Source organism: Rhodococcus sp. NPDC058505 (genome assembly GCF_042720095.1).
Taxonomy (GTDB): domain Bacteria; phylum Actinomycetota; class Actinomycetes; order Mycobacteriales; family Mycobacteriaceae; genus Rhodococcus_G.
Genome location: NZ_JBHXNB010000018.1, coordinates 59,048 through 71,470 on the forward strand (window position 1 = coordinate 59,048; position 12,423 = coordinate 71,470).

At 68.6% G+C, this 12,423-nt stretch carries 11 protein-coding genes; 7 read left to right on the top strand and 4 right to left on the bottom strand.

Annotated features, from left to right (window positions below):
- The first annotated feature begins 11 nt into the window (after positions 1 to 11).
- The 4 genes from ACFWPA_RS14520 to ACFWPA_RS14535 all read left to right on the top strand — a co-directional run bounded on the left by ACFWPA_RS14520 (position 12) and on the right by ACFWPA_RS14535 (position 4,075).
- Complete coding sequence (locus ACFWPA_RS14520) at positions 12 to 674, top strand: ATP-dependent Clp protease proteolytic subunit (protein ID WP_378506485.1); 663 nt, start codon at positions 12 to 14, stop codon at positions 672 to 674.
- A gap of 245 nt (positions 675 to 919) precedes the next feature.
- Positions 920 to 2,197 carry an ATP-dependent Clp protease ATP-binding subunit ClpX gene (clpX, locus tag ACFWPA_RS14525; protein ID WP_378506486.1) on the top strand — a complete coding sequence of 426 codons (1,278 nt, stop codon included), beginning with the start codon at positions 920 to 922 and terminating at the stop codon, positions 2,195 to 2,197.
- A 139-nt stretch (positions 2,198 to 2,336) separates the two neighbouring features.
- Positions 2,337 to 3,422, top strand: a complete 1,086-nt coding sequence (locus ACFWPA_RS14530; protein ID WP_378506487.1) for an S-(hydroxymethyl)mycothiol dehydrogenase — start codon at positions 2,337 to 2,339, stop codon at positions 3,420 to 3,422.
- Positions 3,419 to 4,075: an MBL fold metallo-hydrolase gene (locus ACFWPA_RS14535; RefSeq protein ID WP_378570659.1), complete on the top strand. Its 657-nt coding sequence runs from the start codon at positions 3,419 to 3,421 to the stop codon at positions 4,073 to 4,075. The genes ACFWPA_RS14530 and ACFWPA_RS14535 overlap by 4 nt, the downstream gene beginning before the upstream one ends.
- 25 nt (positions 4,076 to 4,100) lie before the next feature.
- Here the strand turns inward: ACFWPA_RS14535 and ACFWPA_RS14540 are convergent, their stop codons facing one another.
- Positions 4,101 to 4,724, bottom strand: coding sequence for a class I SAM-dependent methyltransferase (locus ACFWPA_RS14540; RefSeq protein ID WP_378570661.1), 624 nt, complete (start codon positions 4,722 to 4,724; stop codon positions 4,101 to 4,103).
- 244 nt (positions 4,725 to 4,968) lie between these two features.
- Here ACFWPA_RS14540 and ACFWPA_RS14545 point away from each other — a divergent pair, with 244 nt between their 5' ends.
- On the top strand, positions 4,969 to 6,825 hold the full coding sequence (locus tag ACFWPA_RS14545) for a hypothetical protein (protein WP_378570663.1): 1,857 nt from the start codon (positions 4,969 to 4,971) through the stop codon (positions 6,823 to 6,825).
- A 78-nt stretch (positions 6,826 to 6,903) separates the two neighbouring features.
- Here the strand turns inward: ACFWPA_RS14545 and fdhD are convergent, their stop codons facing one another.
- Complete coding sequence (gene fdhD / locus ACFWPA_RS14550) at positions 6,904 to 7,728, bottom strand: formate dehydrogenase accessory sulfurtransferase FdhD (RefSeq protein WP_378570665.1); 825 nt, start codon at positions 7,726 to 7,728, stop codon at positions 6,904 to 6,906.
- Positions 7,728 to 10,034, bottom strand: a complete 2,307-nt coding sequence (locus tag ACFWPA_RS14555) for an FdhF/YdeP family oxidoreductase (RefSeq protein ID WP_378570667.1) — start codon at positions 10,032 to 10,034, stop codon at positions 7,728 to 7,730. The genes fdhD and ACFWPA_RS14555 overlap by 1 nt, the downstream gene beginning before the upstream one ends.
- A 92-nt stretch (positions 10,035 to 10,126) precedes the next feature.
- Here ACFWPA_RS14555 and ACFWPA_RS14560 point away from each other — a divergent pair, with 92 nt between their 5' ends.
- Positions 10,127 to 11,131 (top strand): ABC transporter substrate-binding protein, encoded by a 1,005-nt coding sequence (locus ACFWPA_RS14560; RefSeq protein ID WP_378570698.1) that lies wholly within the window; start codon positions 10,127 to 10,129, stop codon positions 11,129 to 11,131.
- A 22-nt stretch (positions 11,132 to 11,153) separates the two neighbouring features.
- Entirely contained in the window at positions 11,154 to 11,825 is a 672-nt protein-coding gene (locus ACFWPA_RS14565; protein ID WP_378506493.1) for an AIM24 family protein, read from the top strand.
- Here the strand turns inward: ACFWPA_RS14565 and ACFWPA_RS14570 are convergent, their stop codons facing one another.
- Complete coding sequence (locus ACFWPA_RS14570; RefSeq protein ID WP_378570669.1) at positions 11,826 to 12,395, bottom strand: hypothetical protein; 570 nt, start codon at positions 12,393 to 12,395, stop codon at positions 11,826 to 11,828.
- Positions 12,396 to 12,423: the final 28 nt, after the last annotated feature.

Below are 12,423 nucleotides of genomic sequence, written 5' to 3' on the forward strand. Positions count from 1 at the left end.
TGGAGAAGCAGATGACCAACCTCTACACCCCGCGCGCGCTCTCGGGCACCGCCCCGGCCGGACCGTCGGCCCGCTACATCCTGCCGCAGTTCACCGAGCAGACCAGCTACGGCGTCAAGACCTCCGACCCGTACAACAAGCTGTTCGAGGAGCGAATCATCTTCCTGGGCAACCAGGTCGACGACGTCTCCGCGAACGACCTGATGGCGCAGCTGCTGGTGCTGGAGTCGCAGGACCCCGACCGCGACATCACGATGTACATCAACTCGCCCGGCGGCTCGTTCACCGCGCTGATGGCGATCTACGACACCATGCAGTACGTGCGTGCCGACATCACGACCGTGTGCCTCGGGCAGGCGGCGTCGGCGGCCGCCGTGCTGCTCGCGGCGGGCACCCCGGGCAAGCGTCTCGCGCTGCCGAACGCGCGGGTGCTGATCCATCAGCCCGCGACCGGCGGCATCCAGGGGCAGGTCTCCGACCTGGAGATCCAGGCCGCCGAGATCGAGCGGATGCGCAGGCTGATGGAAGAGACCCTCGGTCGGCACACCGGCAAGGATCCGCAGGTGATCCGCAAGGACACCGACCGGGACAAGATCCTGACGGCCGAGGAGGCCAAGGACTACGGGATCATCGACAACGTCCTCGAGTACCGGAAGCTCTCCGCGCAGAAGTGACGCGCCCCGTGCGCTTGTGACGTCTGGGTGTCGACCCGCCCGACCTGTAACGGTCCGGGCGGGTCGGCGCGAAACACGGTCAACAAGTCGACCCCGTTCCGGCTGGGCGGGTACGGTCACAGTCAGGGGTTACGCCCGTCGGGCGCGGCCCATGCGACATCGGCCCAACAGCAACCCAACCGGCCGGACCGGAACGGTCAGCACCCGTAGCGAGTGCAGCTGAGAAGGAAGTAGGACCTGACGAGATGGCACGCATCGGTGACGGCGGAGACCTGCTGAAATGCTCGTTCTGCGGTAAGAGTCAGAAGCAGGTGAAGAAGCTCATCGCGGGCCCCGGCGTCTACATCTGCGACGAGTGCATCGACCTGTGCAACGAGATCATCGAGGAAGAGCTCGCCGAGTCCAGCGACGTCAAGCTCGACGAGCTGCCGAAGCCGGCCGAGATCCGCGACTTCCTCGAGAACTACGTGATCGGCCAGGACGCGGCCAAGCGGACCCTCGCGGTCGCGGTCTACAACCACTACAAGCGCATCCAGGCCGGCGACAAGGGCCGGGACGTGCGCGGTGAGACCGTCGAACTGGCGAAGTCGAACATCCTGATGCTCGGCCCGACGGGCTGCGGCAAGACCTACCTGGCGCAGACCCTCGCGAAGATGCTCAACGTGCCGTTCGCGATCGCCGACGCGACGGCGCTCACCGAGGCCGGGTACGTCGGCGAGGATGTCGAGAACATCCTGCTCAAGCTGATCCAGGCCGCCGACTACGACGTCAAGCGCGCCGAGACCGGCATCATCTACATCGACGAGGTCGACAAGATCGCCCGCAAGTCGGAGAACCCGTCGATCACCCGCGACGTGTCCGGTGAGGGCGTGCAGCAGGCGCTGCTGAAGATCCTGGAGGGCACGCAGGCGAGCGTGCCGCCGCAGGGCGGGCGCAAGCATCCGCACCAGGAGTTCATCCAGATCGACACCACCAACGTGCTGTTCATCGTCGCCGGTGCGTTCGCCGGCCTGGAGAAGATCGTCGCCGACCGGGTCGGCAAGCGCGGGCTCGGGTTCGGTGCGGAGGTCCGGTCGAAGGCGGAAATCGACACCCAGGACCACTTCGCCGAGGTCATGCCGGAGGATCTGATCAAGTTCGGGCTGATCCCCGAGTTCATCGGGCGCCTCCCGATGGTTGCGTCGGTGACGAATCTGGACAAGGAGTCCCTCGTCCAGATTCTCTCGGAGCCGAAGAACGCCCTGGTCAAGCAGTACACCCGGTTGTTCGAGATGGACGGGGTGGAACTCGAGTTCACCACGGACGCGCTCGAGGCGGTCGCCGACCAGGCGATCCTGCGCGGCACCGGCGCCCGCGGCCTGCGCGCCATCATGGAAGAGGTCCTGCTGCCGGTGATGTACGACATCCCGAGCCGCGACGACGTCGCCAAGGTGGTCGTGACGGGGGAGACCGTCAACGACAACGTGCTGCCGACGATCGTGCCGCGCAAGCCGGACCGCGAGCGCCGCGACAAGTCGGCGTAGCAGCTTCAGCGGACCACGGCGCCCCCACCGACCGGTGGGGGCGCCGTGCTCTGCTCGTCCATCCCGCGCGTCGGGGTTACGGTCGACAGCGCGGGTATCGCAACGGTGCGCCCGCCGGACATGTGAGGAGATCAGGCAAATGCCGCAGCAGGTACGAGGTGTGATCGCGCGCTCGAAGGGCGCCCCGGTGGAGATCGTCCCGATCACCGTCCCCGACCCCGGCCCCGGCGAGGTCGTCGTCGCCGTCGCCGCATGCGGCGTCTGCCACACCGACCTCACCTACCGGGACGGCGGCATCAACGACGAGTACCCGTTCCTGCTCGGCCACGAGGCGGCGGGTGTCGTCGAAAGCGTCGGCGAGGGTGTCGATTCCGTCGCCGTCGGCGACTTCGTCGTGCTGAACTGGCGGGCCGTGTGCGGGCAGTGCCGTGCCTGCAAGCGGGGCCGCCCGCAGTATTGCTTCGACACGTTCAACGCGACGCAGAAGATGACCCTCGAGGACGGCACCGAGCTGACCCCGGCGTTGGGGATCGGTGCCTTCGCCGACAAGACGCTCGTGCACGCAGGCCAGTGCACCAAGGTGGATCCCGCCGCCGACCCCGCCGTCGTTGGCCTCCTCGGCTGCGGCGTCATGGCGGGCATGGGCGCGGCGATGAACACCGGCAATGTCGGCCGCGGCGACTCGGTCGCCGTCATCGGCTGCGGCGGCGTCGGTGACGCCGCGATCATGGGCGCGCGGCTCGCGGGCGCGAACACGATCATCGCGATCGACCGCGACGCCAAGAAGCTGGAGTGGGCGCGGGACCTCGGCGCCACCCACACGCTGAACGCGACCGAGTTCGACGTCGTCGAGGCCGTGCAGGACCTCACCGGCGGATTCGGTGCGGACGTGGTCATCGACGCCGTCGGCCGCCCGGAGACGTGGAAGCAGGCGTTCTACGCGCGGGACCTGGCAGGCACCGTGGTTCTCGTCGGGGTCCCGACCCCGGACATGACCCTGGAGATGCCGCTGGTGGACTTCTTCTCCCGCGGCGGCGCGCTGAAGTCGTCGTGGTACGGCGACTGCCTGCCCGAGCGGGACTTCCCGATGCTCGTCGACCTGTACCGGCAGGGACGACTGCCGCTGGAGAAGTTCGTCACCGAACGGATCGCGCTCGACGAGGTCGAGGCGGCGTTCGAGTCGATGCACCGCGGTGAGGTGCTGCGTTCGGTGGTCGTGCTGTGACGCGCGAGGCGAGCGCAGCGACGGGGAACGGGTTCCGGGTGGACCGCGTCGTCACGTCGGGGACGTTCGAACTCGACGGCGGCAGCTGGGATGTGGACAACAACATCTGGCTGATCGGGGACGACTCCGAGGTCGTGATCGTGGACGCCGCGCACACCGCCCAGCCGATCGTCGATGCGGTCGCGGGCCGGAAGGTCGTCGCGATCGTGTGTACACACGGGCACAACGATCACATCACCGTCGCCCCCGAACTGTCCGAGCGGCTGGACGCACCGATCCTCCTTAGCCCCGCCGACAACATGCTGTGGGAGATGACGCACCCCGGCGTCGCGCACGGGACGCTGGAGGACGGACAGCGGATCACGTTGGCGGGCACCGATATCCAGGCCATCGCGACGCCAGGTCACTCGCCGGGGTCGACGTGCCTGTACCTGCCGGAGGCGGGGGAGTTGTTCACCGGCGACACCCTGTTCGCGGGCGGTCCCGGTGCGACGGGGCGCTCGTACTCGGATTTCCCGACGATCATCGGGTCGATCCGCGACAGGCTGTTCGCGCTGCCGCCGGAGACGCGGGTGCACACCGGGCACGGGGACGGCACGACCCTCGGCGCCGAGTCGCCGCACCTGGAGGAGTGGATCCGGCGCGGCAACTGACCCGGTCCGCCGCCGTCCGGGGTGGTTACGGGCGGCGGCGGGCGACGAGGTGGACGTCCGGGAACCGGTGCAGCACATCCGGTCGGCTCGTCATCCGCCACTCCTCGTCGAAGCCCGCGTCGGCCAGTGCCCGGGCCAGCGCATCCGGGTGCCACCGCCAGGCCCGGCGGACGACGTGATCGAACTCGACGATCTCGCCGGGCGTATCGGTGCTCTGACCGGCGACCGCGACGAGTGCACCGGGACCCGTCAGTGCGGCCCATCGAGCCAGCACCGCCGGGACATCCGCCGGTGGGACGTGAATCAGGCTGTACCGTGCCAGGATCGCGCGGACCGGCCTGCCGTCGAAGTCCACCGATCCGAGTAACGCGTCGTCGCAGGCGAACTCGAGGTGCGGGTGGTCGCGGCGGGCGATGTCGAGCATGCCGCGGCTCGGGTCGACGCCGATCACCTCGAGACCGCGTGCGGTGAGGTCGGCGGTGATGCCACCGAGTCCGCACCCCACATCCACCACGACACCCTCCGCGGGCCCGTCGCCGACGAGTTCGGCGAAGGCCGCGATCGTGTGCCGCTCGAGGGCCGTCTGATAGGCGGACGGAAACGTTTCGGAGTACAGATCGGCGAGCGCGTCGTAGCCCGGTTGAGTCACGCCCCGAGTGTCGCAGATCGTCAGGTGGGGTGCGCACACGGGTAATCGACCGTGCACACCCGTCTTCTGTGTCGATTGGCCCTGTGCGTGCAGGGCAACCCCTGTGCACCTGAGTTTTGGCGGGCCGGGTCTGTGTGGGGTGGACCGTTCGAACGACAGCGCTGCGTTACCTGGCCGGAGGGGGGCGCTCCTGTGTCAGAATCCGCGTGCAGCAGCGGCTCTGGATCAGCTCGAAGGGAACACGATGTCCACACCGAAGGTTGTTTTTCTCCACGGCGTCGGTGACGGTGACCCGGACCGGGCATGGCTGACGGCACTGAACACCGGGCTGTACCACCGTGGATTCGGCTCGCTCGACCACGGCGATGTGGTGGCGCCGAGGTACGACGACCTGCTGATGGACAAGGGCAGCAACGAGTCGCTGCCCGGGGTCACCTATAAGTCGAAGGACGACAGTCAGTGTCGCCGTCGCTACGAGCAGCGTCAGGCCTGGATTCAGCGGCAGCTGCAGAAGGATCCGACGATGGGTACATACGGGTTCGGCAAGGTGGCCGACCCGGTGGCGAAGGGCGGAGCCGCTGGCGTTGTCAAGGTCGCCCCGGGTCCATTGAAGGCCGTTCAGAACTACGTGGAGCGCGACGGTGTCCGCGGCGCCGTTATGACGCGGATCCTCAAGGACCTCGACGGACTGCATGGTGACGTGGTGCTCGTCGCGCACAGCCTCGGCAGTGTGATCGCGCTCGACCTTCTCGATCATTTGCCGGATCGTGTTCACGTGCGGCGCTTCGTCACGATCGGTAGTCCCGCGCATTCCAAGGCATTGCACAAGGGTGCCGAGCGGCTCCTCAAGAAGTTCCCGTACTCGCGCGTCGATGACTGGTCAAACTTCTTCTGCCCCTGGGATCCGGTCACGATGGGGCGCGGCCTCGCCTGGCTCTTCCCCGCCGCGCAGGACTTCCTGGTCCGTCTCGACGATCTCGGCCCGGCCAAGGTCGTCGCGGCGGGCGCCCATGACAGTGTGAGATACCTTCGGCACGAATCGATCGCAGGATTGATCGGCCAGGCCGTGTGGCCAACGCCCGACCCGACCTACCGTGGCGATTCGGCGGTAGCCGCTCATCTCGGTGACGGCGACGCGCTACGACTGCTGGTAATGCAGTTCAACCGTCAGGTGGCGCTGAAGATCGCCGACCCAGAGGTCAAGCAGCGATTCGGCGATGCGGCCCAGCTTCTTCGCGATGCTGACGTCGCGGTGGCCCGCCAGATGATCGAGGACCGCCGTCCGGTGCCCGCGGAATGGCTGACCCTGGCCGAGGGGCGGATGCCGTCCATTCCGCTGCGGTGGTCCGAGGCCGAGTCCGTGCGGCACATGGCCGTGCTTGCAACGGCGAACAGCACGGCACCGTACGAAATTGATTGCGGTGACGCGCCGCTCGATGCGCTGCCGAACATTGCCATGGACCTCGGACTGAACAGTCACTTCGGTGTCGTCGTGCGGAAAGCGATTGTCGAGGTTCGGCGCAGTGCACTGGAACCGAAGAGCCTCCGAAACAAGTTCGCCGATGCGACCAAGAGTCGGTGGCTTATCGCGGCGGCGGGACTCGTACTCGTGGCCGCCGCCCCGATCGGCCTGATGGTGGCCGCTCCGGTCGGAGTCGCGGGCGGTGCGGCGATCGTTGGAGCGCTCGCCGGTTTCGGCCCGGGCGGCATGGTGGGCGGGATTGCGGCAGTCGGGGGGTTGGCATCCACCGGTGCCATGATGGCGACGGTGGCGGCGACGGTTGGCTCGACGAACCAGGCGGAGGACGATCCGCGGACCCTGGTCGCGCAGGTCGCAGCCGAGTACGCGCTGACGCAGCTGAATCTCCCGCACGACGAGGCGCTGTGGGTCCGCATCACGGACCGGGACAACCAGATCAACGCCGAGATCCGCAGGCTGGAGCCCTTCTCGGACGAGAAGTCGTCGCGGCTGACGCAGTTGCGGAATGGTCACGAGCTGCTTGAGCGGCTGATCGCCTTTATGTCCGCGAACGGACTCGGGCCGAAGGCGATCCCGTCGTCCGACGACGACCTGGACGCCCAGCTGGAATTGACCATGTGATCGCGTCGAACGGGCGGTTACTGGACACGCCTCTTGGGCGATGGTCCGGCAACCGCCCGTTCGTGACCGGCGGGCGCCCTACGGCACGGCGATCCGCTGCGCCCCGGCGTAGACGTTCATTGTCTCGCCGCGGAGGAACCCCACCAGCGTGAGACCGGACTCGGCGGCGAGGTCGACCGCCAGGGACGACGGCGCGGAGACCGCGGCGAGCATCGGTACCCCGGCCACCACGGCCTTCTGCACCAGCTCGAACGAGGCGCGGCCGCTGACCGCGAGGATCGTCCCCGACAGCGGCACCCGACCCTCGGTGACTGCCCAGCCGAGGACCTTGTCGACGGCGTTGTGTCGGCCGACATCCTCCCGCAGCGCGAGCAGGGCGCCGTCGGCGGTGAACAGCCCGGCCGCGTGCAGGCCGCCGGTGGAGTCGAACACCCGCTGCCGGGCGCGCATCGTGTCCGGGAGGGCGGCGAGCACCGTCGCGGGCACCGTCAGCGTCGACGCGGTGAGGTCGTATGGCGCCCGCACCCGGACCGCATCGAGCGACGCCTTCCCGCACACCCCGCAGGCCGAGGTGCTCAGGAAGTTCCGCTGGGCAACAACAGGTTCCGGTGTTCCGGCGGTCAGTGCGACGTCGAGGACGTTGTACGTGTTCGCGCCGTCGGAGTCGACCCCGTCGCAGTACCGGATCATCGTGACGTCGTCGGCGGACCGAATGATCCCCTCGCCGAGCAGGAATCCATGCACCAGGTCGACGTCGTGTCCGGGGGTGCGCATGGTGACGGTCAGCGATCGGCCGCCCATCCGGATCTCCAGGGGCTCCTCGACGGCGAGGCTGTCCGGGCGCCGGACGGTGCCGGACGGTCCGATCCGCAGCACCGGCCGCCTCGCGGTGACCCGACCCATCAGCCGACCGGCTCCAACCGCACCACCACGGCCTTCGAGACCGGCGTGTTCGACTTGGCGGCAACGTGATCGAGCGGGATCAGCGGATTGGTCTCCGGGTAGTAGGCGGCGGCGTTGCCCTTCGGTGTGGAGTACTCGACCACCCGGAAGTCCGACACCCGCCGCTCCTCGACGGTGCCGTCGGCTGCCGTCCACTCCGAGACGATGTCCACCCGGGATCCGTCGATCAGCCCCAACTCGACCAGGTCCGCGGCGGACACGAAGATCACCCGGCGCCCACCCTTGACGCCGCGATACCGGTCGTCGAGGCCGTAGATCGTGGTGTTGTACTGGTCGTGGCTGCGCAGCGTCTGCAGGATCAGCCGGCCGGGGGGTGTCGGCACCCACTGCAGCTCGCCGGTGACGAAGTTCGCCTTCCCGGTGGTGGTGGGGAACTCGCGCCGATCCCGCGGCGGATGCGGCAGCTGGAAGCCGTCCGGGCGGCGGACCCGCTCGTTGTAGTTCTCGCACCCGGGCACCACCCGGGCGATGGCGTCCCGGATCCGGTCGTAGTCGGCGGACAGCGCCAGCCAGGGCACGCTGTGTTCGGCGCCGAGCAGTTCGCGTGCCAGGTCGCAGATGATCGCCACCTCGCTGCGCAGGTGCTCGCTGACCGGCGTCAGGCTGCCGCGGGACAGATGCACCATCGACATCGAATCCTCTACGGACACCAGCTGTTTGCCGCCTGCCTGGATGTCCTTGTCGGTGCGGCCCAGGGTCGGCAGGATCAGCGCGGTGGCGCCGGTGACCACGTGCGAGCGGTTCAGCTTCGTGGACACCTGCACCGTCAATCGGCAGCGGCGCAGCGCATCCTCGGTGGCGGCCGTGTCCGGGGTGGCGCGAAGGAAGTTGCCGCCCATCGCCATGAACACCCGGGCGTGGTCGTCCCGCATCGCGCGGATCGCGTCGACGGTGTCGAGGCCGTGCTTGCGGGGGCTGGTGATGCCGAACTCGCGGTCGAGCGCGTCGAGGAAGCTGTCGGGCATCCGCTCCCAGATGCCCATCGTCCGGTCGCCCTGCACGTTCGAGTGCCCGCGGACCGGGCAGACACCGGCGCCCGGCTTGCCCATCATGCCGCGCATCAGCAGCAGGTTCGTGATCTCCTGGATCGTCGCGACGCCGTGCGTCTGCTGGGTCAGCCCCATCGCCCAGCACGCGATCGTCCGCCGGGAACGGATCAACGCGTCCGCCGTGTCCCGCAGCTGGGTGCTGGTCAGTCCGGTCGCGTCGAGGACGGTGTCGAGATCGACGGCGCGGGCCGCTCGCTCGTACTCCTCGAATCCCGCGCAGTGCTCGGCAATGAAGTCCCGATCCAGCACCGTGCCCGGCGCGGCGTCGTCCGCCTCGAACAGCAGCCGCGCCAATCCGCGGAACAGCGCCATGTCGCCGCCGAGTCGGATCTGCAGGAATTCGTCGGCGATCTCGACGCCCTTGCCGATCACGCCGCCGACCTTCTGCGGATCCTTGAACCCCAGCAGTCCGGCCTCGGGCAGTGGGTTGATCGCGATGATCTTCGCGCCGTTGCCCTTTGCCGCTTCCAGCGTCGACAGCATGCGCGGATGGTTGGTGCCCGGGTTCTGGCCCGCGATCAGGATCAGGTCCGCGTACTCGAGGTCGGGGACGGTCACCGAGCCCTTGCCGATGCCGATCGACTCGGTCAGCGCACTGCCCGACGACTCGTGGCACATGTTCGAGCAGTCCGGCATGTTGTTGGTGCCGAAGCTGCGGATCATCAACTGGTACAGGAATGCGGCCTCGTTGCTGGTGCGGCCCGAGGTGTAGAAGACGGCCTCATCCGGCGTGGCGAGCGCGGTCAACGTGTCGGCGATCAGCCGGTAGGCCTCGTCCCAGTCGATCGGGGTGTAGTGGCTCGCCCCCTCCCGCAGCACCATCGGATGGGTGATCCGGCCCTGTTGACCCAGCCAGTAGTCGGTCTTCTCCGCCAGTTCGGCCAGCGGGTGCGCGGCGAAGAACTCCGGGGTGACGGTCCGCAGCGTCGCCTCCTCCGCGACCGCCTTCGCGCCGTTCTCGCAGAACTCGGCTGGCTTGCGGTGCCCGGGCGTCTCCGGCCACGCGCAGCCGGGGCAGTCGAAGCCGTGCCGCTGGTTCAGCCGGGTCAACGTCTGGGCGGTGCGCGCCACCCCCATCTGCTCGACGGCTCGCTCCATTGACACCACGACGGCCTTGACCCCCGCGGCGTGGTCCTTCGGGGGGCTGACCGCGACCTGGGATTCGTCGATGTCCTGTGCCGGGGCTTTGCGAGTCATGTGTCCATAGTGGCGCGATCGGGAGCGGACCGATAGGCAACACCGCACACGGGTGTCGCAAATTGGGATAGCCTCACCTTCTTTCCGTGAGCATGAGGGTGGAGAACATGGATCGTCTGACCCGTCGCGGGTTCCTGATCGGGGCCTCCGGCGTCGCGCTGGCCGTCGCCACCGGGTGCGGCAGCGGAGACGCCCAGCCGAGTGGCTCGACGGGCGCCACCCTCGGCGACAAGTATGGCCGGGTGGTCGTCGCCGACGACCCGCGGCGGGTGGTCAGCGTCGGCTACAATGACCACGACGCGATCCTTGCGCTCGGGGTCGTCCCGGTCGGGGTGTTCGACTGGTACGGCAATCAGCCCGACGCCACCTGGCCGTGGGCGCATGACCGCCTCGGCGGCGCGCACCCGGCCGTGATCGGCACCGCGGGCGCCGGGCTGGACATCGAGGCGGTGGCGGCCACCGACCCGGACCTGGTCCTCGGCACCTATTCCGGGCTGACGCAGAACGAGCACGACACGCTGTCCGCCCTCGCGCCGACCGTCGGGCAGCCCGCGGAGTTCGCCGACTTCGGGGTGCCTTGGCAGATCCAGACCCGGACCATCGGCAAGGCCCTCGGCCGGTCGGCGCAGGCCGACGACCTCGTCAACGCCGTGCAGCAGCAGTTCACCGACGTCGCGGCCGCGCACCCGGAATTTGCGGGCAGGACGGTGATCGTCGGTGCGCTGAAGGGGCCCGGCCAGTTCGGGGTCTACGGCCCCGAGGACCCGAAGGTGCGGTTCTTCACCGAACTCGGTTTCGTGAATCCTCCTGTCACCCAACAGATCACCGGCACCAACTTCGCCCCGATCAGTACCGAACAGTTGACCCTCGCCGACACGGACCTGCTCGTCTGGTATGCCGGCGGCGGCTTCGGCGACAAGCTCCGTGCTGAGCTCGCGGCGACACCCGTCTACGCGGGTCTGCCCGTCGTGGAGGGGGGCCGCGTCATCATCCTCGACGACGCGGCCGCCGAGGCGATGACGTGGAGCACGGTGCTGTCGCTGCCATACGCTCTGAACGACATTCCGCCGCGCATCGCTCCGCTGCTCGGCGGCTGACCACCCGAACGGAAGGACCCTTGTGCGCAGCGATCTGTTCACCAACACCGAACGCAGCGGGACGCCAGGCACATTCATGCTGCAGAACAAGCGGATGCTCAAGGTGGACCTGCGGGGCACCGGCGGGCACTTCCTGGCCAGACAGGGGTCGATGGTGGCCTACCAGGGTGAGGTGGACTTCGCGTACCAGGGCAGCGGCGGCATCGGGAAGTTCTTCAAGAAGGCACTCACCGGCGAGGGCATGTCGCTGATGCAGGTGTCCGGCAGCGGCGACGTGTTTCTCGCGGCCGACGCCGACGAGATCTTCCTGTTCGAACTCGAGGGCGAGTCGGTGACCGTCAACGGCGGCAACGTCCTCGCGTTCGAGTCCACCCTGGGCTGGGACATCAACCGTGTCGAGGGCGCGTCGATGCTCAGCGGCGGACTGTTCAACACCACATTCAGCGGTCACGGGGTCCTCGCGATCACCGCCTACGGCACCCCGGTGGTGCTGAACGTCGACGTGCCGACCCACGTCGACATGCAGAGCGCGGTGATGTGGTCGACCGGGCTGCAGTCCACCATCCGCAAGACCGCGAAGCTCGGCGCCGTCGTCGGACGCGGGTCGGGGGAGGCGTACCAGTTGGGCCTGACCGGCAGCGGATTCGTCGTCGTGCAGGCGTCCGAGGGGCATCCGGCGATCCCGAAGCAGTAGTCACCGGCGGGGGTGCTCGCCGGGGTGCAGCACCTGCTGCAGCCCGGCGAGCCCGGCCGCGTCGTTGCGCTGCTGCAGGACCGCGCCGGTCTCCGCGTCCACGATCAACCGGATCGGCGCAGGCTTGCGCGGTGGGGGCGCGAGTTCGACCTCCCAGCAGCGGCGGCCGAGGAACTCGGTGTCGACGACCGGGCCGGTCGGTCGGGTGAAGTCATTACCGAGCCAGTCCGTCGCGGGCCGGGTCACCGCCAACTCGCGGCCGGGGCCGAGGTAGTGGACCCGGCGCGCATCGGCGCGCAGCGGTGGTTCGTCGTGCTCGAACCGCCACGCGGTGTCGCCGTCGCAAATGAACAGCGGCTCGCCGGTGCGGGTGTCGATCCGGGTACGCGGACCGTCCCGCCACAGCCGGACCTCGTCGCCGCCCAGCCCCACGAACACCGGGGGTGCACCGGCACTCGCCCAGCTGACGAGTTCGGGCGTCCGTTCCGGATCGACAACCCGGACGACACCGTGAACCGGTGCGGTCGGACCCTCGGCCATTGCCACCAGCACCTGTATCCACGACGTCACGGACACATGCTCCCGCGTCCGTGGTGTC